At 56.8% G+C, this 20,097-nt stretch carries 21 protein-coding genes and 1 pseudogene; 8 read left to right on the forward strand and 14 right to left on the reverse strand.

All coding sequences use genetic code 11. The features are described 5' to 3' along the window. Positions 1-582: carbohydrate porin (locus PGR09_RS21935; protein ID WP_430916515.1), on the forward strand; the 582-nt coding region annotated here is incomplete at its 5' end. A gap of 226 nt (positions 583-808) precedes the next feature. Here PGR09_RS21935 and phnV read toward each other — a convergent pair. The 5 genes from phnV to phnR all read right to left on the reverse strand — a co-directional run bounded on the left by phnV (position 809) and on the right by phnR (position 5,498). Continuing rightward, entirely contained in the window at positions 809-1,606 is a 798-nt protein-coding gene (gene phnV / locus PGR09_RS21940; RefSeq protein WP_004145044.1) for a 2-aminoethylphosphonate ABC transport system, membrane component PhnV, read from the reverse strand. A gap of 2 nt (positions 1,607-1,608) precedes the next feature. Then, complete coding sequence (phnU, locus tag PGR09_RS21945) at positions 1,609-2,469, reverse strand: 2-aminoethylphosphonate ABC transporter permease subunit (protein WP_213293130.1); 861 nt, start codon at positions 2,467-2,469, stop codon at positions 1,609-1,611. After that, a complete protein-coding gene (gene phnT, locus PGR09_RS21950) occupies positions 2,469-3,581 on the reverse strand; it encodes a 2-aminoethylphosphonate ABC transport system ATP-binding subunit PhnT (RefSeq protein ID WP_430916516.1) in 1,113 nt (370 codons plus the stop codon). Before phnT ends, phnU begins: the two co-directional genes overlap by 1 nt. A 5-nt stretch (positions 3,582-3,586) precedes the next feature. Further along, complete coding sequence (gene phnS, locus PGR09_RS21955) at positions 3,587-4,600, reverse strand: 2-aminoethylphosphonate ABC transporter substrate-binding protein (RefSeq protein WP_430916517.1); 1,014 nt, start codon at positions 4,598-4,600, stop codon at positions 3,587-3,589. Between the two features lie 178 nt (positions 4,601-4,778). After that, positions 4,779-5,498: a phosphonate utilization transcriptional regulator PhnR gene (gene phnR, locus PGR09_RS21960; protein WP_015369072.1), complete on the reverse strand. Its 720-nt coding sequence runs from the start codon at positions 5,496-5,498 to the stop codon at positions 4,779-4,781. Positions 5,499-5,639: 141 nt separating this feature from the next. On the opposite strand from phnR, the gene phnW reads away from it, so the two are divergent. Together phnW and phnX are read left to right on the forward strand one after the other, a co-directional pair. Beyond that, positions 5,640-6,743, forward strand: coding sequence for a 2-aminoethylphosphonate--pyruvate transaminase (gene phnW, locus PGR09_RS21965; RefSeq protein WP_430916518.1), 1,104 nt, complete (start codon positions 5,640-5,642; stop codon positions 6,741-6,743). A 9-nt stretch (positions 6,744-6,752) separates the two neighbouring features. Beyond that, positions 6,753-7,562 (forward strand): phosphonoacetaldehyde hydrolase, encoded by an 810-nt coding sequence (gene phnX / locus PGR09_RS21970; protein ID WP_025713848.1) that lies wholly within the window; start codon positions 6,753-6,755, stop codon positions 7,560-7,562. A 5-nt stretch (positions 7,563-7,567) separates the two neighbouring features. Here phnX and nepI read toward each other — a convergent pair whose 3' ends face one another. Both nepI and PGR09_RS21980 read right to left on the reverse strand, forming a co-directional pair. Beyond that, positions 7,568-8,752, reverse strand: a complete 1,185-nt coding sequence (gene nepI / locus PGR09_RS21975; protein WP_275516789.1) for a purine ribonucleoside efflux pump NepI — start codon at positions 8,750-8,752, stop codon at positions 7,568-7,570. Positions 8,753-9,012: 260 nt separating this feature from the next. Then, positions 9,013-9,465 carry a DUF1198 domain-containing protein gene (locus PGR09_RS21980; RefSeq protein WP_047078176.1) on the reverse strand — a complete coding sequence of 151 codons (453 nt, stop codon included), beginning with the start codon at positions 9,463-9,465 and terminating at the stop codon, positions 9,013-9,015. 270 nt (positions 9,466-9,735) lie between these two features. Between PGR09_RS21980 and PGR09_RS21985 the strand changes: the two genes are divergently transcribed. Both PGR09_RS21985 and PGR09_RS21990 read left to right on the forward strand, forming a co-directional pair. Continuing rightward, positions 9,736-10,596, forward strand: coding sequence for a DUF6708 domain-containing protein (locus PGR09_RS21985; protein WP_430916519.1), 861 nt, complete (start codon positions 9,736-9,738; stop codon positions 10,594-10,596). Between the two features lie 21 nt (positions 10,597-10,617). Further along, positions 10,618-11,484 carry a DUF6708 domain-containing protein gene (locus PGR09_RS21990; RefSeq protein ID WP_430916520.1) on the forward strand — a complete coding sequence of 289 codons (867 nt, stop codon included), beginning with the start codon at positions 10,618-10,620 and terminating at the stop codon, positions 11,482-11,484. Positions 11,485-11,564: 80 nt separating this feature from the next. On the opposite strand, the gene uhpT is transcribed toward PGR09_RS21990, so the two are convergent. The 7 genes from uhpT to ivbL form a co-directional block, all read right to left on the reverse strand. Then, on the reverse strand, positions 11,565-12,956 hold the full coding sequence (gene uhpT, locus PGR09_RS21995; RefSeq protein WP_015369067.1) for a hexose-6-phosphate:phosphate antiporter: 1,392 nt from the start codon (positions 12,954-12,956) through the stop codon (positions 11,565-11,567). 145 nt (positions 12,957-13,101) lie between these two features. After that, complete coding sequence (locus PGR09_RS22000) at positions 13,102-14,430, reverse strand: MFS transporter (protein ID WP_045397811.1); 1,329 nt, start codon at positions 14,428-14,430, stop codon at positions 13,102-13,104. A gap of 11 nt (positions 14,431-14,441) precedes the next feature. Further along, positions 14,442-15,923, reverse strand: a complete 1,482-nt coding sequence (gene uhpB / locus PGR09_RS22005) for a signal transduction histidine-protein kinase/phosphatase UhpB (protein ID WP_161801903.1) — start codon at positions 15,921-15,923, stop codon at positions 14,442-14,444. A 17-nt stretch (positions 15,924-15,940) separates the two neighbouring features. Then, a complete protein-coding gene (gene uhpA, locus PGR09_RS22010; RefSeq protein WP_015369064.1) occupies positions 15,941-16,534 on the reverse strand; it encodes a transcriptional regulator UhpA in 594 nt (197 codons plus the stop codon). A gap of 150 nt (positions 16,535-16,684) precedes the next feature. Continuing rightward, positions 16,685-16,972, reverse strand: a complete 288-nt coding sequence (gene ilvN, locus PGR09_RS22015; protein ID WP_016162014.1) for an acetolactate synthase small subunit — start codon at positions 16,970-16,972, stop codon at positions 16,685-16,687. A gap of 3 nt (positions 16,973-16,975) precedes the next feature. Next, positions 16,976-18,664, reverse strand: coding sequence for an acetolactate synthase large subunit (gene ilvB, locus PGR09_RS22020; protein ID WP_047044651.1), 1,689 nt, complete (start codon positions 18,662-18,664; stop codon positions 16,976-16,978). 104 nt (positions 18,665-18,768) lie between these two features. Continuing rightward, positions 18,769-18,864, reverse strand: a complete 96-nt coding sequence (gene ivbL, locus PGR09_RS22025) for an ilvB operon leader peptide IvbL (RefSeq protein WP_316422746.1) — start codon at positions 18,862-18,864, stop codon at positions 18,769-18,771. Positions 18,865-18,876: 12 nt separating this feature from the next. Here ivbL and PGR09_RS22030 point away from each other — a divergent pair. The 3 genes and pseudogenes from PGR09_RS22030 (at position 18,877) to PGR09_RS22040 (ending at position 20,071) form a co-directional block, all read left to right on the forward strand. Continuing rightward, positions 18,877-19,045: pseudogene (locus tag PGR09_RS22030) on the forward strand (hypothetical protein). Between the two features lie 370 nt (positions 19,046-19,415). Further along, on the forward strand, positions 19,416-19,535 hold the full coding sequence (gene tisB, locus PGR09_RS22035) for a type I toxin-antitoxin system toxin TisB (RefSeq protein WP_004145059.1): 120 nt from the start codon (positions 19,416-19,418) through the stop codon (positions 19,533-19,535). 89 nt (positions 19,536-19,624) lie between these two features. Then, a complete protein-coding gene (locus PGR09_RS22040; protein ID WP_045397801.1) occupies positions 19,625-20,071 on the forward strand; it encodes a GNAT family N-acetyltransferase in 447 nt (148 codons plus the stop codon). Positions 20,072-20,097: the final 26 nt, after the last annotated feature.

A 20,097-nucleotide genomic window follows, 5' to 3' on the forward strand; every position in this document is an offset into this window, starting at 1 on the left:
GAGGTATATGCCAACTACGGCTTTGACTCAAAAGCGGTGGACAGCGACGCGCGCCTCGATGCCTGGCAGGGCGGGCTGGTACTGAGCCATAGCAATGACAGCGGGGTGAACAAAGTTATTCTGCGCTACTCCGACAACTCGGATAACAGCGTCTACAACAAGACCGATGACCTGACCACGGTCTACGCCAGCTTCGAGGGCAGCCATAAGTTCACCCAGCAGGCGCAGATCGAGTATCTGCTGGCCTTCCACGATTACGACAACGGCAAGGACAATACCGATAACCGTAAAAACTACGGCGCGATCGTCCGGCCAATGTACTTCTGGAACGACGTTCACTCGACGTGGCTGGAAGCGGGCTACCAGCGCGTTGACTACGACCAGGGCGGGGATAACCACGGCTGGAAGCTGACGCTGTCGCAGAACATCGCCATCGACATGGGGCCCGAGTTCCGCCCGATGCTGCGCTTCTATGTTACCGGCGGCCAGGTGGATAACGAGCACACCGCGAAGGTCAACGACACCAGCGACGAGCGGCTGGATTCGTTAAACATCGGCGGCATGTTTGAGGCATGGTTCTGAGGCAATAACCTGTGTCCGCATTTATGCCGGATAGCGGCATAAATGCCTTATCCGGCCTACGGTCCGTGCGGCCTGCCTTTAATTTATTCACCATGCTGGCTGAAACTGCCGCTGTTGGCGGCCTCAAAATCCCCGGTGGCGCTGCCGCTTACCGGGGCTACAGCGCTGAGGCAATCCGATTCCCGGCTGGCGCTACGCTGAGCCGGGCTACAGCTCCGGGTACAAATTATCTCTGGCTTAATCGGCGGGCGATGCGCTCAAGCTTCATCATCAACAGCAGCGTGACGCCCACCAGCACAATGGTCAGCGCCGAGCCATCGGCGATATTACCGCGATCGGTGAGGCTGAAAATGGTCACCGGCAGCGTCGTCCAACCCGGCGGATAAATCATCACCGTCGCCCCCAACTCCCCCATCGACAGCGATAGGCTCAGCGCCAGCGCTGAAATCATCCACGGCGTCATCAGCGGCAGCGTCACATGGCGCAGGCGATACCACGGCGAAGCGCCCAGGCTTGAGGCGACGTTTTCAATATCGGCGGAAATCCGCGCCAGCCCGGTCGTTACGTTGCTGAAGGTAAAGGCGGAGATCAGCACGAAGTGCGCCGCCAGAACGATAAAGAAGGTGCCGTTCATCTGCAGCGGCCCCTGGCTGAACGCCACCAGAATGCCCAGCCCGACGGAAACCGAGGGGATGGCGCTGGGCAGATAAAACGCCAGGCCAAGATATTTCTGTAGCGTCGCGCCATACTGGCGCAGCGCCAGCGCCGCCCACATCCCACACAGCAGCGCCAACAGGCTGGCGCAGAAGCCCACCATCAGGCTCGAAAACAGCGAATCCCACGCCGCGCCGCGAAAGGCGTTAACAAAGTGGGCAAAGGTAAAGCCGGTGGGCAGCAGGCCGTTCCATTGTTTACTCAGGCTGGAGAGTAAAATCACCGCCAGCGGCAGCAGGAAAACGCCGGCAAATAGCGTCACCGCCAGCGCGCCCGCCGCCGCGCGGCCTTTACGCGACCAAATCAACATCGTTAACTCCTTACGCCAGTGCGCGCCGCCGCCAGCCGATAGAGCATAAACAGCCCCAGCGACAGCAGAATATTAATCAGCGCAATCATGCAGGCCACGCTGTAATCCGACTCCAGAATCGCCTTGCTGTAGACCATCATCGGCAGGGTATTAACTCCTTTGGCGCCAATAAACAGCACGATACCGAACTCGTTAGTGGTCAACAGCAGGCACAGGCTGCCGCCCGCCATCAGCGCCGGTAGCGCCGCCGGGAAGATAACCTGGGTAATCACCCGTAGCGGATGGGCGCCGAGAATACTCGCCGCTTCCAGCTGGCTCTTATCTATCTGCCGCAGTCCCGCCATCAGCGGGCGCATCACCAGCGGCGTAAAGACGGTAATCTCCGCCAGAATCACGCCGTTAATCGAATAGAGAAAGTCTACCGGCGGCAGCTCAAAAGCAAACAACGCCATCAGGGTGCCGTTGAGCAGCCCCGCCGAGCCGTAAATAAAGGTGAATGCGAGGGTAATCAGGAAGGTCGGCAGCGCGATAAACGTATCAATGACCCGGCTCACCAGTTGGCTGCCGGGGAACGGAATAAACACCAGAATCAGCGCCAGCACGCTGCCGAGTACCAGGCAGCCAAGGGTAGCGAACACCGCAATCTGTAAGGTATTGAGCAGCGCGCCAATAAAGCGTTTTGAGTCAATCACCTGCCTGAAGGTCTCGAGGCTCAGGTTGCCGCTGGCGTCGCGTAACGCCTGTTCGGCGATCAGCAGTAGCGGATAGAAAAACAGCGTCGCCAGCACCAGCAGCGGCAATGCCAGCCACAGGTAAGGGCGTAGGTTTCGCGCCGGACGCGCGAGCGTTAGGGTTTGCGCCATTATTGCACCTCGATCAGAACCGCATCGCCAGGTTCGAAGTAGAGCGCCAGCTTGTCCCCCGCGCGCGGCAGTGGGTTCACGTGGGTCATCACAATCCGCACCGCTTCGCCGGCGACGTCGCACAGCAGATGCGTCAGATCGCCCTGCCAGTGTATCGAGGTCAGGGTGGCGTTGAGACGATTACTCATCGCTGAACGCGGCGCCAGGCTCATGTGCTGCGGGCGAATGCATAACAGCTTGTTGTTGCCATGCAGGCCGCCCCGGCTGAAGGCGTTAATCAGGCCGCCGCCGCAGCTCACGCTAACCAGCCCCGGCTCGGTGCTGTCCTTCAGCGCCGTCGCCTGCAGGATATTGGCGCGGCCGAGGAATTCGGCGCTAAAGCGGTTCGGCGGATAGTGGTACAGCTCGTGCGTTTCACCGTGGGCAATCAGCGAACCGTCTTTCATGATGCCGATTTTATCCGCCAGGGTCAGCGCTTCGGTCTGATCGTGGGTGACGTAGAGAATGGTCAGTTCCGGCAGTTCGCGATGCAGACGGGCAATCTCTTCCACCATGTTATGACGAATTTGCGCATCCAGCGCCGACAGCGGTTCATCAAGCAACAGTACCCGAGGACGCACGGCAATCGCGCGGGCTATCGCGACGCGCTGCTGCTGGCCGCCGGAAAGCTGATGCGGGTAGCGGGTGGCGTAATCCGCCATACCGACGATTTTTAAGGCTTCAGCCACCCGCTCGGCGATAAGCGCCCTGGGCTGCTTTTGCGCCCGCAGGCCGAAGGCGACGTTATCTTCTACCTTCATATGCGGAAACAGCGCGTAGTTCTGCACCACCATCGCCAGCCCGCGTTGATACGGCGGCAGCTGGGTGACGTCAGTATCGCCGATCACAATCCGACCGCCAGCCGGTTGCACAAAACCGGCGATCGCCCGCAGCACCGTGGTTTTCCCGGAACCGGAAGGGCCTATCAGCGCCAGCACCTCACCGGGTTCAATGGTCAATGACAGCGGTTTTAAGACCACGTTGCCGTGGTATGAAACGCGCAGCGAGTCCAGGGTGATCCCGGAAGTCCCCGCCAGCGACGGGGAAGAAGTGACGGTGGTTTTCATCAACATCAGGCTTACTCGCTATCGGTCACTTGGTGCCAGCGGGCAATGTCAGCCGACAGCGATACCGCGACATCATCCCAGTTCGGCTCCCAGCTCTTCACGCCGTCGAGCGCCGCTTTCGCCGCCTTAAAATTAGCGTCATCCGGCGCCACGTCGCTGCGTACCGGTAGGCCCCAGGAGCGCGCGCTGACGCTGGATTGCGCCGGTTTATCCAGCAGGAAATTGATCAGCTTCTTGCCGTTTTCGCTGTTCGGCCCGTTCTGCACCAGCCCGATGGTGTAGGGCAGCGCCAGCGCGCTGCGCTCGCCTTTGTCATCCGCCGGCCAGAAAATTTTAACGTTCGGGTTACGCGCCATCTGCGACAGGTTCATCTGCAGATCGCCATTGGCGACGTACAGCTCGCCTTTGTTGACCAGCGCCGTCAGCTTGCCGGTCGAGGCCGATGGGCCAACATTATTGGCCTGTAGCTTACCCAGATACGCAAAACCGGCGTCTTTACCGCCGAGGCTGTGGAACGCCTGCAGCATCACCGCGGTACCGTCGCCCGCCTGCCCCGGCGTGGAGTACTGCAACTTGTTCTTGTAGCGGCTATCCAGCAGATCCTGCCAGCTGGCCGGCGCGCTTTTCAGCAACTGGCTGTTATAGATAAAGGTCAGATAGTTGTTCACCAGCGGCGCGTAGCGGTCGTTAGCGCCGGGGATCTGCGCGCTACCTTGCGGGGTAAAGGTTGCCAGCAATTGCTCTTTCGCGGCGCGCTGGATAAACGGCGGCACCGTGACCAGCACATCAGCCTGTGGATTGGTACGCTCCTTCGCCAGACGTTCAACGATCGCGCCGGATCCGCCTTCCACATACTGCACTTTGATGCCCGTCGCTTTGGTGAAGGCGGCGAACTGGCTCTGATACCAGCTGTTATCGCCGTCATGCAGGCCGTCGGCGGAGTAAACCGTGACGACGCCGTCTGCCCAAACCGGAGAGCTGGTCAGCGCGAACAGGGACAGCAGAGCAAGTCGGGGGAGTTTCATCGTATAAGCCTCATCGGATAGTCAATTATTCTGGTGTAGACCAGATTTGCCTTCACGCTACCGGGGGTTTATGACAAAACGATGAAAGAAGTGTGTCGAAAGAGTTAAAACGAGGGGAAGTGCATAGCCCCGGCACGCGCTAGCGCCCCGGGGAGATCAAAAAATTTAACCAATAAAATCAATGGGTATCGACTTCAATCCGCAGGCTGTCATGCCGCCAGTATTCAATATCGTAATCGAGAATACGCCCGTGCTGATCGTAATTCAGCCGGCGCAACAGCAGCGCCGGGCGCCCTTCCATCACCCCCAACGCCTCTGCGGCCTGCGGCGGCATTGAGGTGGGATAAAACGACAAATGCATACTGGTATAGATCAGGTCGTACTGAGTTTGATAAATCTCGGTCAGACTGCCGTTGAGATCGTGGCGCAGCAGCTCAGGCACCCGCGCGGGCAGGCAGTGGTTTTCGCAGTAGCACACCGGCCGGCCGTCGGCATAGCGCAGACGCGTCAGCAGGTAAACCTGATCGAAGGGCTGCAGCGCCAGCGGGGCCATCACGTCCAACGGCACGGCGGTTAAGCGTCCTTCAAGCAGCACCGTTTTCGGTTCGCGCCCCTGCTCGAGACACAGCTTGTGGAAGTTGGTATTTTGCGTCGGATCCAACCACAGACGCTCCGGCGTCACGAACCAGCCGCGGCGGTCGGCGCGGTAAATCACGCCGCTGGCCTCCAGTTGCGCCAGGCTCTCGCGTACCGTAATCCGGGTCGTGTTGAACAGCGCGCACAGTTCGCGCTCGGAAGGCAGCTTATCGCCGCTTTTCAACGCGCCGTTTTGAATACGCGCCTGCAGCTGCGCCTTAATCATCAGGTATTGCGGCATCTCGCCAGAGGGTGATTTCATGTTTACTCACTGCCACTTTTCGTGCGCTCATTATACATAGCCAGATGAATTTTTTGTTGCAGCGCCACATTTCCTTTGACCCTACCCCGGCTTTGTCTCCATGATAAATATAAATCTGGTATAGACCAAATGGTGAGACAAATGACTTCACGGAACTACCTGCTGCTGACCCCCGGCCCGTTAACCACCTCCCGTACGGTGAAAGAGGCGATGTTGTTCGATAGCTGTACCTGGGATGATGATTACAATCTCGGCGTGGTACAGACCATTCGCCAGCAGCTGGTGCAGTTGGCTACCCCGGCCGACGGTTATACAGCGGTGCTGCTGCAGGGTAGCGGCAGCTACGCGGTCGAAGCGGTACTCGGCAGCGTCATAGGCGAACAGGGGAAAGTGCTGATCGTCAGCAATGGCGCCTATGGCGCGCGTATGATTGAGATGGCACAACTGATGGGTATCGCCTGCCACCCTTACGACTGCGGCGAAGTCTCCCGCCCTGATGCGGCGGCGATCGAACAGATCCTGCAGAACGACCCGGCGATCACCCATATCGCGATGGTACATAGCGAAACCACCACCGGCATGCTGAATCCGATCGAAGAAGTGGCCGAACTGGCGAAACGGTACGATAAACGCTATATCGTCGATGCGATGAGCAGCTTTGGCGGCATTCCGTTGGATATCGCCGCGCTGAATATTGATTACCTGATAAGCTCCGCCAACAAATGCATTCAGGGCGTGCCGGGCTTTGCCTTCGTGATTGCCCGCGAAGCGGAGCTGGCCGCCTGCAAAGGCCGTTCACGCTCGCTGTCTCTGGATCTGTACGCCCAGTGGCGCTGCATGGAAGATAATCATGGTAAGTGGCGCTTCACCTCGCCGACGCATACCGTGCTGGCCTTCGCCCAGGCGCTGAAAGAGCTAGCGCAGGAAGGCGGTGTCAGCGCCCGCCATCGGCGTTACCGCAACAACCAGCGCCGGCTGGTCGCCGGAATGCGCGTACTCGGCTTCCGGCCGCTGCTCGACGATAGCCTGCACTCGCCGATTATTACCGCCTTTTATTCACCGGATGCGCCGCAGTACCGCTTTCACACCTTCTACCAGAAGCTGAAAGATCAGGGCTTCGTTATCTATCCGGGCAAAGTATCGCAAAGCGACTGCTTCCGCATCGGCAACATTGGCGAAGTCTACGACGCCGATATCACCGCCCTGCTGGCGGCTATCGACAACGCCATGTACTGGAAACAATAAGGAACCGCCATGAACCGTATTAGCGCACTGATCCTTGACTGGGCAGGCACCACCGTAGACTTCGGCTCTTTCGCCCCGACGCAAATTTTCGTCGAGGCCTTCCGCCAGGCCTTCGATATTGAGATCACCCTTGAAGAGGCCCGCGTGCCAATGGGGCTTGGCAAGTGGCAGCACATTGAGGCGCTGGGCAAACTCCCTGCTGTCGATAGCCGCTGGCAGGCCAAATTTGGCCGCGCGATGACTGCCGCCGATATCGATGCGATCTATGCCGCGTTTATGCCGCTACAAATCGCTAAGGTTGTCGATTTTTCCGCACCGATTGCCGGCGTTGTCGACACCCTCGCCGCGCTGCGCGCCGAGGGTCTGAAGATTGGCTCCTGCTCGGGTTATCCGCGCCCGGTGATGGAAAAGCTGGTACCGGCCGCCGCCGCCCAGGGCTACGCCCCGGACCACTGGGTCGCCACCGATGATCTTGCCGTCGGCGGTCGTCCGGGCCCGTGGATGGCGCTGCAGAACGTGATTACCCTGGGCATAGACGATGTGGCCCACTGCGTGAAGGTCGACGACGCCGCACCGGGCATCAGCGAAGGGTTACATGCCGGAATGTGGAGCGTCGGCCTGGCGGTGTCCGGTAACGAATTCGGCGCTACCTGGGAGGAGTACCAGGCGATGTCGAAAGAGGAAATCGCCACCCGTCGCGAGCGGGCGGCAGGCAAACTGTATGCCGCCGGGGCTCACTATGTGGTTGATACCCTGGCGGATCTGCCGGAAGTGATTGCCGACATCAACGCCCGGCTGGCAAAAGGCGAACGGCCGTAAGCGGGTTAATTCACCTTCACTTTGGTCGTCACCAGCAGGCCGGTAAACAGCATTAATATTCCTGACAACACCAGCGGCGACAGCAGCCCTAAGTGGTCGAGCGCAACACCGCCGACCGCGGCGCCGCAGGTGTTGGCAAGCTGGATCACCGCCACCTGAATCGACCCGGCTTTTTCCGCCTGATCGGAGAGCGAACGGGTGATCCACGTTGACCACCCCACCGGGATCAGCGCAAACGCGAAGCCCCAGATAATCGCCACCGTCGAGGCGACGATTTTGCTTTCTCCCCACAGTACCAGCGCCGCCGCGCAGGCTGTCAGCACCAGCGGCGAAATCGCCAGCGCCGCTTTGACCGAGCGCTTCAGCACTACCGAGGAGAGCGAGGTGCCGATAAAGCTGGCGATACCAAAGCTCAGCAGCACCAGCGTCAGGCCGTCGACGTCAAAACCGGCGAGGGTCATGTAAACCGGGCGAATATAGGTAAAGAAGGCGAACTGTCCGGCAAAGGCCATGAAAATGGCGCACATCCCGGCCATCACCCCCGGACGCTTCAGCAGACCAAACATATTTTGCTGCTGAGCCGCCGATTCACCCGGCAGCGACGGCAGCGCTTTTAGCACCCAGAGCGTACACAGCACGCCCATCACCGCCGCGCCGTTAAAGACGTTGCGCCAGCCGATAAGCCCGCCAAGGAAACTGCCCAACGGGGCGGCGATCACCAGCGCGATTGATACCGCGCCGAAAATAATCGATAGCGCTTTCGGCACCACGCGCATCGGCACCAGACGCATGGTCAGTGATGCCGACATCGCCCAGAAACCGCCGAGCGCCAGGCCCAGACAGGCGCGTCCCAGCAGCAGCAGGGTGAAACTATCGGCAAACGATACCAGCAGGCAGGATAGGGTCAGCAGCAGCGAAAACAGGATAACCACGTAGCGGCGATCGGTTTTGCCGATAACCGCGGTGATAAACAGACTGGAAAACATCGCGACGAATGCCGTCGTCGTTACCGACTGCCCGGCCATCCCTTCGGAGATGCCTAAATCCAGCGCCATCGGCGTTAACAGGCTGACCGGCAAAAACTCGACGGTAATCAGGCAGGCGACGCAGAAAGCAACCGCGAAGACCGCCGACCAGTTTGGCCGCGCGAGATCGCGTGCATGGGGTTTGGTTTCATTTGAATGACTCATGAGGACCTGCGAAGAAAGTGGCGGAAAGCTGCGCAGTGTAACATTTTGTATGTGACGTACTTAACGTTTTCGCAACTCTTCTCGCTTTTCATAACGTAATACAAAAGCGTAGCCTGAGAATACAGGCCTCGTCATTCTGCCGGATGGCGCTTACGCTTATCCGGCCTACAAGTGACGAGTGCGTAAACCGTAGGCCGGATAAGGCGCAGCCGCCATCCGGCACACAAAAGCGATGAACCACAGGCCGGATAACAATGAGATCAGTGCAGCCAGTGCACGCCGTCTTCCGGGAGAAACAGGTCGTTATAGCGCTGCTGTAGGTTATGTAAATCGCTCACATCCGGGTCCAGCTCGCGCAGAAAACCTTGCGCCAGGCGGATCTGCGCGTCGGTAATCGGCGCCGCTAATCGCGCTTTTTGCATCAGGCGATACCAGTAATGCAGGTTTTTTTCGCTGGCGTCGACAATCGCCACCTGCCAGATGAGCAGCACCTGCGCGGCATTCTGCAGATGTGCTTCATTCGGCCGCTCCAGGTAACGCAAATACTCATTACCGGCGGTTTTTCCCAGCTGATCGATCATCGATTCCAACGGAACAGGCGTAATGCCAAGGCGTTCGCTCAGGCGACGAATCGCGCGGCGTGAATCAGAGGTAAGCACCCGAAATCCCACAACAAATACCACTATCAGGGTGGCCAGTCCTATCCAGATCATGCATCCTCTCATCCAATCGCAGCCTCACTATCATAATGGGAATTTGCCTGCTGTCGACTGTCGGACGAACCATAATGTGACTTATCGCGTTACTTTATAGTTTTAACGAATTAATCAATCATACTGACATAAAGAAACAATATATTAAAAACAAATATTCGCATTAATGTAATTAGCTTAATCTATGAATTGCTATTTTTGCACTGTAATAATTAAGCATGTTATCCTTTTATGGATTCACTACCCTTATCAAGCAACGGAATGCATATTATGCAACACACCTATTTAGCAAAACATATAGATGACGATGGCCTTGCCAGACTCAATGCCGAGACGAGAAGTAATACAGATAAACTCACGCACGCGGGTAAACTCTCCTGTGTAAATGATGATTATTGCGAAATAACTCGTAACTACACATCATTTTATGGCATGAATATTCTGTGCATTGCATTGTTCTTACCAATGGTTATGTTGATATTTCTTGGGGTCATTGCGTTTTTATATGAAGCAGCTTTTGATTTTGAATGGTATATTGACTCATTCTGGGCCGACCCAAACAAACAACAAGTGACACTGATTTTACATTTTACAATATTAGTATTATTCGCACTGGCCTTTCCTTTAGCAGCACTGGTAAATTACTCGGTTTTCTCCCCCAGGCATTATCCAATCCGTTTTAATCGCAAAACTGGGAAAGTTTATGTTTATGAGTATATTCTCCATGATTTATTTCATACTCAGCCCTATACATTTTTCTTCCACCATCCTTTCTATAAAAAGACAAAACCTGAATACAAAGAATTTGCCTGGAGCGATATTAAAGGAATTTGTCAGTTTTCGAATAATAACGCGCGACTTAACTGTCATGTATATGAAAACAACAGCATCGTTGACTCCTTTACACTCACTACGGGTGATATGGGAACAGAAACAATGCTGTTGAATAACTATAAACTATGGCTGTGGATCAGTAGCTATATGGATTTCAAAGACGAGATATTAGATATGACCGTCAATCCTAACGTGGGTATTTACGGGCGCAAAGTCGAATGGCCTGAGGTGATGCTTAAGAAATCTACGGCGTCATCATTAGATGAATATGAAAAAATCACCGAAACGGTATCATAGTCAATAGGCAAAGGAATGCATATGCTCCCGATCCAGAACCATTATTTAGCAAAGCAAATTACCGATACGGAACTTAAAAACCTTATCGCAGAGACTCCAGGCGATACAAATAAGTTAACGCATGCGGGGAAATTATCCTATGTTAATGATGACTATTGTGAAATCACTCGCAATCACTCTTCATTTTATGGGATGAACATTCTCTATATCATTATGCTATTACCTTTGGTTATTTTATCATGTTTGGGAATCATTATGTTTTTATACTATATGATTTTCGATTTCAAAAGTTACGCGGCTTTTTTTTGGCAAGAGAAAAGTGAACTCCTGCTAACACTCACTATCCACTTTGGCGTCATTATTATATTGCCCATAGCTTATTTCTCCTCATTTGCAGTAAATTACTGCTTCTTTTCGCCACGACATTACCCAATTCGTTTTAATCGAAAAACAGGAAAGGTTTATATTTGCGAATACGTTTTTTTTGTGCTACTCCAAAGACCGAACCGCAACTATAAAGCCAGAACCCGCTTTCCATTCTATAAACGGACCCGGCCAGAATACAAAGAATTCTCTTGGGATTCTATAAAAGGCTATTATGATTTTTATCAGCAAAGGTCGTGTATTTGCTGCCATGTTTATCAAAATGAAAACATTGCCGACACATTTACGCTTATTTCAGAAAAAACTATTATTGAGTCTGAATGTTTTAATAACTATAAACTCTGGGCTTGGGTTAACCACTATATGGATTTCAAAGACGAGATGTTAGATATGACCGTCAATCCTAACGTGGGTATTTACGGGCGCAAAGTCGAATGGCCGGAGGCGATGCTTAAAAAATCTACCGCGTCATCGTTAGAAGAATATGAAAAAATCGCCGACTAATTTAATGCGTTTGCCGCCCAGAAAACCCTATAAAAAAGCCCGGCGCAATGGCCGGGCAAGGTTACCAAATACCTGGTGAATCAGGCAGTCTGCAAAACTCGATTCTTTTTCTCGCGGCGAATTTTACGCTCTTCGAAGATAGCCACGATGGCCATCAGGCAGATACAGCCGATGGCGGCGGCGTCCAGCGCCGCAAAGGTGCCGGCCCAGCCGGTCAGGCCGAAGACCGGCGTGCCGTCGGCGATCATCCCGAGCCCCAGTTTGGCGAAGCTATCGCCGATCAGATAGGCGAAGGTGCCCTTGATTCCATCGGCGGCGCCGATCGCTTTTTTCGGCACAAAGCCGACGGCGGCGACGCCGATCAACAGTTGCGGACCAAACACCAGGAAGCCCAGCGCAAACAACGAGGCCAGATAGACGTACTGGTTGCTGGCATGTTGGTAAACCCCGAGGGTGGCGATAATCAGCGCCAGCGCGACGCAGGCTACCAGCGCGCGGCGGCCGTTGGCCAAGTCCGACAACCAGCCCCACAGTAGCGTGCCAACCAGCGCGCCGACTTCAAATAGGGTAAAGCCCTGAATCGCCACCTCTTTAGACAGCTTCAGCTCCTGGAAGGCATACACGGTGGACCACTGATCGATACCGATACGCACCACGTAGAGGAAGATGTTGGAGAAACACAGCAGCCAGATCACTTTGTTTTTCAGCACGTACTCAACAAAGATCTGCCACTTGGTCATCGCATTTTCTTCAGTCTCTTTGTCCTCTTCGCTGATCGCTTCGCCAAACAGCTCTTCCGCCGTGCCGAGGCCGTAGGATTCCGGAGAGTCGCTACCGTAGCGCAGGCCAATAAAGCCAACGATCAGCGCAATAATCGACGGGAAGATAAACATGCCTATCACATGGCCGTCGAACAGATAGTTGGCGCCAAACAGCGCCACGCCCGCCGCGCCCGCGCCGCCGAGGTTGTGGGAGATATTCCAGAAGCCGAGGAAGGTGCCGCGTTTGCGTCTGGGCGTCCACTTGGTGATGGTGGAATAGCTGCACGAGCCGCCGGTGCTCTGGAAGAAACCGCTCAGCGCATAGAAGGCGATCATCAGGAACAGGCTGGTTGAGCCCGCCCCCATGCTGGCGCTAAAGCCCAGCATACAGATAGCGGAGAGGATCAGCATAAACGGCAGGAACTGCTTGGTGTTTTTACCGTCGGCATAATAAGAGACCAGCGTCTTGCCCACGCCGTAGGTAATGGAAAAGCCCAGGCCAATCATCCCCAGTTGCGTCATGCTCAACCCGTAGGTGGAGATCATGTCGTTCTGAGCGATGTTAAAGTTCTTGCGGATCAGATACATGGTCAGGTAGCCGATGAAGACCACCAGGTAGGACTGCATGAAAGGTTTGAACCACATTTTGCGCCGCACGTCGAGCGGCAGATCCAGGGTCGGCTTGCGCACCTGATTCAGAAAGGCCAGCATGGGTATCTCCTGAGCTGATTTTTTATGCCTGCGTAATAACCAGGCATTGTAAAAACCAGCGCGCCGTCTGGCCTGAGACGGCGTCCAGGTGAAACCGGGAAAATTTCTTAGTTTTGCCCCGTTCGCGGCGAAAGGGTGAGCTACATCACGCTTCGCTGGCGGTACGCGGCGCCTGCGCGTTTAAAAACGGCAGCAGCAGCAGCGCGGAAATGCCGGCGGCAATCGCAATCACCACGAAGAATCCGGTCCAGTGCCAGATATCCATCACCTGCGCCAGCGGCCAGCCGGAAAGCGAGGCGCCAAGATAAGCGAACAGGCCGACAAACCCGGTCGCCGCCCCGGCGGCTTCTTTATGCGAACATTCCGCCGCCGCCATGCCGATCAGCATCTGCGGGCCGAAAACGAAGAACCCGGTGGTGAAGAAGCAGGCCGCCTGCATGACGTAGCTGGCAAACGGCATCAGCCACAACCCGCCAACCGACAGCAAAATTCCGGCGGCGAAAATCAGGTTCATCGGCCCGCGATTGCCGTTAAACAGCTTATCCGAGCCCCACCCCGCCACCAGCGCGCCGATAAAACCGCCCAGCTCAAACATGGTCACCGCCGAGTTAGCGGTCACCAGATCGACGCCGAGCGTCTCCGACATATACAGATTGCCCCAGTCGTTAATCGCCGCCCGCACCACGTACACCAGCACATAGCACAGCGATAACAGCCAGATATAGGGATTGGCCAGTACGTAGCGGGTCAGGATCTCTTTGCGCGTCAGCCCTGCGCCTTCCTGCTGCTGGGCGATTTCCAGCGCATCGTGACGCCAGTCGCCTACGGCGGGTAACCCCACCGCCTGCGGGCGATCGCGCAGCCGCCAGCACAGATACAGTCCGGCGAGGATCGCCAGACAACCGGCAATCGTCATCCCCGCACGCCAGCCGTAGTGCAGCGCCGCCGCCCCCACGACCATCGGGATCAGCGCGCCGCCGACGTTATGCGCGGTATTCCACAGCGCCCACCAGCCGCCGCGTTCGGTCCGCGAATACCAGGCCGTCAGCAGCCGGGCGCACACCGGCGAGCCCCAGCCCTGGAAGAAGGCATTCAGCGCCCATAGCAGCGCGAAAGCCCACAGCGAGGTGGAAAAACCGAACAGAATATTCACCACCCCGGTGGCGATGAGTCCCAGCCCCATAAAATAGCGGGCGTCGGAGCGGTCGCTGACGATACCGGAGAAAAATTTCGACAGTCCGTAAGTGATGTAAAACAGCGTGGCCAGCAGGCCGATATCGCTGCGGGTCAGCACATTGCTGGCAAGAATTTCAGGTACTGCGGCATTAAAGCTTTTGCGGGTGAAATAAAATAGCGCGTAACCAAGCCAGATAGTGAGCAGAATATGTCGACGCCAGTAACGATAACGCTCGTCCAGCTCGCGTTTATCGCTAATTGGCGCGGCGTCCGGCGGCGCTTTTAAAAAGGCAAACATCGGCGCTCCTTTCAGGCGTAACGCAGCGGTAGATTGACGCACACGCGGGTACCGTGTGTGCAGGAGATAGTTAACGTACCGCCCAGCGCGGTCACGCGTTCACGCATGCCGGTCAGGCCGAACCCCTGCAGATTCGACCCCGGCGGCAGGCCGCAGCCGTCATCCTCCAGCACCAACATCAATCGCCCATCCTGCTGCCAGCCCTGGAGGGTGACGGCGCTGGCGCTGGCGTGCTTGACGATATTATTCAGTCCCTCCTGGCAAACGCGAAACAGCGTCACGCGCTGGTTTTCGCTCAGCCCCGCCTCGTTAATCCGCCATTCGAGATGGCTGACGATACCGCGGTCTTCCAGTTCCATTTCGCGCATCAACGAACGTATCGCCTGTTCAAGCGGCAGATCGTCAAGCTGGCGCGGACGCAGACGACCAAGCAGTCTTCGCACGGAGTCGTAAACCCCCAGCGACAGTTGTTCTATCAACTGACCGCTCTGCCGTACGCTACCGTTGTGTGGCGCCAGACGCTGCACGATCCCCGCCTGGGTGCGAATTGCTGTGATAGTCTGACCAATATCATCGTGGAGCTCGCGCGCCACGTCGCGCCGCACGCTCTCTTCCGTTTCCAGCAGGCGTTCCGCCAGCCGCCGATTACGTGCCAGCTCGTTCTGTAGCGACAGGTTAAGCTCGCGCAATCGCTGGATCCCCGCCCCCAGCAGCAGTCCGGTCAGGCTCTGGGCCAGCAGGGAAAGCAATAAATCAACCGGGTGATCGTGCCAGGTCTGGCTGGCGATCAGCGCGATGGCGTTCATCAGGGTGGCGATCAGCGCCCCCTGCCAGCCGTAGTGCCAGGCGAGAGCGATAATCGGCAGCGCCAGACAAAAAGGGGTAAAGCGGGAGAGTTCGGCGGGCAACCCGAGCTGTAGCCACAGGCTGACGGTAAAGAGCAGCAGGTACCAGATCAGATGCCGGCCGCGCCAGTTAACCGGCTGCGACACCAGCGACGGTCCCAGCGGCCGCCAGACGGTGCTGGTAAGATAGTGCCAGATAACCAGGCACGTCGGCGCCAGCGTCAGGCCGCCGGTCAGCGTCAACAACAGCGCGGTCAATCCTTCGCTCCCTTGTGCCAACCACGGCAGCGATTGCAGCAGCGAGGCGGCGATCAGCGCCCCGCCCTGGCGCAATAATGTCAGCCAGTCGCGCTGATGGCGATAGCGTGAAATCAACGCTACCGGCAGCAGGGTCAGCAGACTTCCGGTCATCAATATTATAGGGTGCGCCAGCGCCACTTCCTGCGCCAGCCAGAAGATAAGCAGCCACTCGGCTCCCAGCAGCACCGGCCAGTAGCCACGCGGGCACTGCAGCATCAGCCCTAAACGCAGGCCAAAGGGAAACAGCAGCACCGCCAGGTCCGCGCGTTCCACCAGATGCAGACTGATGCTCCACAGGCAGAACCAGGCGGCTGAGAAGATAAAGGCGCAGCCGATCACCGACAGCAATCGTGAGACGACGGCCTTCATTGCCAGCTATCGAACATGCGGCGCGCCAGCTCAACGTCGTTACTGACGCCCAGTTTTTCCAGCAGGTTGGCGCGGTGAACGTGAACGGTTTTCGGCGACAAGCCGAGCTCGGCGGCGATCTCTTTCACCGCCATGCCCTGCGCCAGCTTTTCCGCCACCTGGCGTTCACGTTTGGTGAGCGGATCCTGGCGCCCTGCAGCCAGCTTCATGGCGATATCCGGCGTGAGATAGCAACCGCCCGCCGCCACCGTGCGGACCGCGGCGATAAGTTCATCCGGACTGCAGCGTTTCGACAGGAAGCCGCGCGCGCCGGCGTTCAGCGCCTGCTCGATCAGCGCCGGGCTATCGTGCACCGACAGCATGATGGTCGCCATCCCCTTCGGCAATTGGCTTAGCAGCTCCAGTCCGGAAATATCCGGCATTGAGATATCGCAGATACAGACCTGTACACCGCGCCCCGGTAGCCCCGCCAGCGCCTCCCGTCCACAGCCGAATTCAGCGACAACCTGAAAATCAGCTTCCAGCCCCAGCAGCTGAGCAAAACCGGAGCGAACAATCAAATGATCGTCAATAAGGGCGATGGTAGTCATGGTGTTTCCTGGTGCTTGAAAGCGCCGGATGGCGGCGTAAACGCCTTATCCGGCCTACGGATTCACTCCCTGTAGGCCGGATAAGCGCAGCGCCATCCGGCAAAGGCGCTTACCTTAGCGGTAAGCGCGTAGCTGTTCAAGCCTTGAGCGTTATTCGAAGAACACCGCAATTTTGTTAAACATGGTGGGATCGGACTGGTTACGCGCCACGTTGGTGACATCTTCCAGCTTTTCAATCTGGCTAATCATCTGCCCCAGCCGCTGGTCATCATTTACCAGCAGCCAGATGCGGCTGTGCTCGCTGCCCTGGATCGGCAAGCAGAGAATGCCTTCAACGTTAAACGCGCGGCGGGCAAATAGCCCGCAGACGTGGGTCATGACGCCAGGGTGGTTGCGGACGGTGAGTTCCAGAATGACGTTATCGTGTTGCTTTTGCATGGCTTATTCCCCCACCATCTCAGTATTGGCCGCACCCGGCGGTACCATCGGATACACTTTCTGCTGCGCGTCGATACGCACGTGGATCAACGCCGGACCCGGACGGTCGATAATCGCCTGCAGCGCCGCCTGCGGATCTGCTTCGTTATTTAAATCACAGGTTTGCAGACCAAAACCGGCGGCGATCTGCATAAAGTTAATCATCCCCGGATAGGTCGCGGCGAAGACGCCCTGTTGATAGAACAGGCTCTGCTGCTGATGCACCAGCCCCAGCGCTTCGTTGTTCATCAGGATGATTTTTACATCCAGCTGATTTTCGGCAGCGGTGGCCATCTCCTGAATATTCATCATCAGGCTGCCGTCGCCAGAAAAGCAAATAACCTTACGCTGTGGATTGGCCAGCGCCGCGCCGATGGCCGCCGGCAGGCCGAAGCCCATGGTACCGAGACCGCCGGAAGTCAGCCACTGGCGCGGACGGTTGAGCGGATAGGCCTGCGCCGTCCACATCTGATGCTGGCCAACGTCGGTGGTGATGATCGCCTCATCATCAACGCAGGCGGCCACGGCGTTAATCAGGCCGTAATGGGAGAGCGGGTCGCTTTCCTGCGGGATGGCGCAGGGGAATTCTCTTTGTAAATCAGCCACCAGCTGGCGCCACTCATCACGCGGCTGCGCTTCAATCTGCGGAATAAGCTGGGCTAAGACCTCCGCCACATCGCCCTGAATCGCTACGTGCGGTTGCTTAATTTTGCCCAGCTCCGAGCGGTCGATATCGACGTGAATAATCTTCGCGTTCGGGCAGAACTGCTCGGTCTTGCCAATCGCCCGGTCATCAAAACGCGCACCTAAAACAATCAGTAAATCAGCCTCTTGCAGAATAAAGTTAGTGCTGCGCGCGCCGTGCATCCCCAGCATGCCCAGCGACAACGGATGTGCCTTCGGCAGCATACCCAGCGCCATTAAGGTCATGGTGGTCGGCAGGTTGGCTTTTTCCGCCAGTTCCCGAATCGGCTGCGGCGCGTTAATCACGCCGCCGCCCAGATACAGTACCGGGCGTTTCGCCGCGTTGATCATTGCCGCCGCTTCACGCACGCTTTCAGGCGCGAATGCCGGGGCCGGGGCGCGCTCGCCTGGCTCCGGCAGCGTTTCCAGTTCAATCGTCGCCGACTGTACGTCCTTAGGAATATCTATCCACACCGGCCCGGGGCGCCCGGACTGGGCAATACGGAAGGCGTCGCTCATCACCTGCGGCAGCTCGGCGATGTCGCGCACCAGGTAGTTATGCTTGGTGATGGGGATAGAAATGCCGTAGGTATCGACTTCCTGGAAGGCATCGGTGCCAATCATTGAGGCCGGAACCTGGCCGGTGATGCAGACCAGCGGAATAGAATCGAGGCGGGCATCGGCGATGGCGGTAATCAGGTTGGTGGCGCCCGGGCCGCTACAGGCCATGCAGACCGCGGGTTTACCTTCGGTACGCGCCATCCCCTGAGCGATAAAACCCGCCCCCTGCTCGTGGCGCGCCAGAATGTGGCGGATCTGCGTGCTTTGGCTCAAGGCATCGTAGATGGGCAGGATGGAGCCGCCCGGAATGCCGCTGACCATAGTGATACCCTGGCGTTCCAGTAAATGAACAACCAGCTGCGCGCCGGTAAAGCGCATTGTGTTTGATGTGGTGCCCGAACTTGCCATGCTCCAGTCCTTTTATTCTGGGCCGACTTTACCGGGGGGCTCGCCAACAAAAAACCCCGCTCGGTTTGCGCCGGCGGGGTTTGGAATTCGTGTTGTTCCGGACCCTACGGCGCATTGCCGACGACGACCACCACAGACACGACGACCACCGCGGCAGGCGCGGTTTTTAGTAGGGTCGAAATCATCATGGCAGCGTTCATTAGGGACCTGTTGTGTCAAAAAATAAGCTGAATTTATACAAACACAGGTTTTGCGTTTTCACAATGGATTTATTTTCATCCACGAGAATTTGCGCGAAAGATCACAATTCGCGACATCAGCGGCAGAAAACAAAAAACCCCGCAGGAGCGAGGTTTTTATCAGCATTTTTACGGGTGGTAGCCGCAAGCACACTGTATTACGTCAACGACAAAAGTATACGCGATCGCTGCAATTCGCGCAATTTAAGGTCGAAATTTCTCTGTCATAGAGTATGGATGGCGGATGCGAATTTGTCCAAAAAATACTGTTCATACATACAGTATTTATCTATACTGGATGTGTTCACTTTGTGCCATTCGGGGGCCGCAAGTTTGACCGGCGCAACGAAGTCCTGGCTGAAACGGGTGGTGCCGTCAGTGCCTTAACCCCGAGAGAGCACACTGTGTTACGTCAACAATGCGTCGTGTCCGGCCCGTGCGGCCATCACTGCGCAACCCCTGTGAGAACAGGGATAAGCTGGCAACAGGCAGCGGAAAGGTACGTCAGCTTATTGTGCTCCTTAACCACAGGAGACGCGCGTATGGGCGGAATGGATATTATTATTTTAATCCTGAAACTCATGGTTGCTGTGTTGCAACTACTTGATGCAGTCCTGAAACAGTTCCGCTGATTCAGGTTCAAGTCGCACCTGAGGGGGGTGGGCAACCGCCCCCCTGCAGGCGCCCTGCGGGCGTTCCGGGATGACTTGATGGAGGAACCATGCCACCGCTATTAATTGCCGCAACGACGCCGGATGATCCGGGGTTCGTCGCGCTGCGCGCCGAAAGCCTTGAACAGCACTTCAATATGCTGCGTCGGCTGGCGGAAAACTGGCAAAGCGGCAAAAACCGCTTTAACGCCCCTGGTGAAAAGCTGCTGGGCGCGTTCGTCCGTGGCCAGTTAGTTGGGGTCTGCGGTCTGAACGTCGACCCCTTCAGCCAGCAGCCGCGGGCCGGGCGCATTCGCCATCTCTATATTCGCGATAGCCATCGCCGCCAGGGAATTGGCCAGCAGCTGCTGGTCTCGGTCATCACGCATTCCGGCGCCTGGTTCGATTTCCTTAATACCCATGCCCCGGCGCAGGCCTGGCCCTTTTATGAACGCTTTGGTTTCCGCCCGGTATACGATGAGCCTCGGGTTACGCATCGCCTGTTCTGCTCGCTGTAAGCGCGGCTGGTTGGCGCAGCGGGCGC

It is taken from the genome of Klebsiella sp. 141251, from assembly GCF_050600725.1.
Taxonomy (GTDB): domain Bacteria; phylum Pseudomonadota; class Gammaproteobacteria; order Enterobacterales; family Enterobacteriaceae; genus Klebsiella; species Klebsiella aerogenes.

Excerpts from the sequence above, each read along its gene's own strand:
- ilvN (WP_016162014.1), bottom strand. The coding sequence starts at position 16,972 with ATGCAAAAGCAACACGATAACGTCATTCTGGAACTCACCGTCCGCAAC.
- ivbL (WP_316422746.1), bottom strand. The coding sequence starts at position 18,864 with ATGAACGCTGCCATGATGATTTCGACCCTACTAAAAACCGCGCCTGCC.
- PGR09_RS21980 (WP_047078176.1), bottom strand. The coding sequence starts at position 9,465 with ATGATCTGGATAGGACTGGCCACCCTGATAGTGGTATTTGTTGTGGGA.
- nepI (WP_275516789.1), bottom strand. The coding sequence starts at position 8,752 with ATGAGTCATTCAAATGAAACCAAACCCCATGCACGCGATCTCGCGCGG.
- PGR09_RS22040 (WP_045397801.1), top strand. The coding sequence starts at position 19,625 with ATGCCACCGCTATTAATTGCCGCAACGACGCCGGATGATCCGGGGTTC.
- phnU (WP_213293130.1), bottom strand. The coding sequence starts at position 2,469 with ATGGCGCAAACCCTAACGCTCGCGCGTCCGGCGCGAAACCTACGCCCT.
- uhpA (WP_015369064.1), bottom strand. The coding sequence starts at position 16,534 with ATGACTACCATCGCCCTTATTGACGATCATTTGATTGTTCGCTCCGGT.
- uhpT (WP_015369067.1), bottom strand. The coding sequence starts at position 12,956 with ATGCTGGCCTTTCTGAATCAGGTGCGCAAGCCGACCCTGGATCTGCCG.
- PGR09_RS21990 (WP_430916520.1), top strand. The coding sequence starts at position 10,618 with ATGCTCCCGATCCAGAACCATTATTTAGCAAAGCAAATTACCGATACG.
- phnS (WP_430916517.1), bottom strand. The coding sequence starts at position 4,600 with ATGAAACTCCCCCGACTTGCTCTGCTGTCCCTGTTCGCGCTGACCAGC.
- phnV (WP_004145044.1), bottom strand. The coding sequence starts at position 1,606 with ATGTTGATTTGGTCGCGTAAAGGCCGCGCGGCGGCGGGCGCGCTGGCG.
- phnX (WP_025713848.1), top strand. The coding sequence starts at position 6,753 with ATGAACCGTATTAGCGCACTGATCCTTGACTGGGCAGGCACCACCGTA.
- phnT (WP_430916516.1), bottom strand. The coding sequence starts at position 3,581 with ATGTTGATGAAAACCACCGTCACTTCTTCCCCGTCGCTGGCGGGGACT.
- ilvB (WP_047044651.1), bottom strand. The coding sequence starts at position 18,664 with ATGGCAAGTTCGGGCACCACATCAAACACAATGCGCTTTACCGGCGCG.
- phnR (WP_015369072.1), bottom strand. The coding sequence starts at position 5,498 with ATGAAATCACCCTCTGGCGAGATGCCGCAATACCTGATGATTAAGGCG.
- phnW (WP_430916518.1), top strand. The coding sequence starts at position 5,640 with ATGACTTCACGGAACTACCTGCTGCTGACCCCCGGCCCGTTAACCACC.
- PGR09_RS22000 (WP_045397811.1), bottom strand. The coding sequence starts at position 14,430 with ATGTTTGCCTTTTTAAAAGCGCCGCCGGACGCCGCGCCAATTAGCGAT.
- PGR09_RS21985 (WP_430916519.1), top strand. The coding sequence starts at position 9,736 with ATGCAACACACCTATTTAGCAAAACATATAGATGACGATGGCCTTGCC.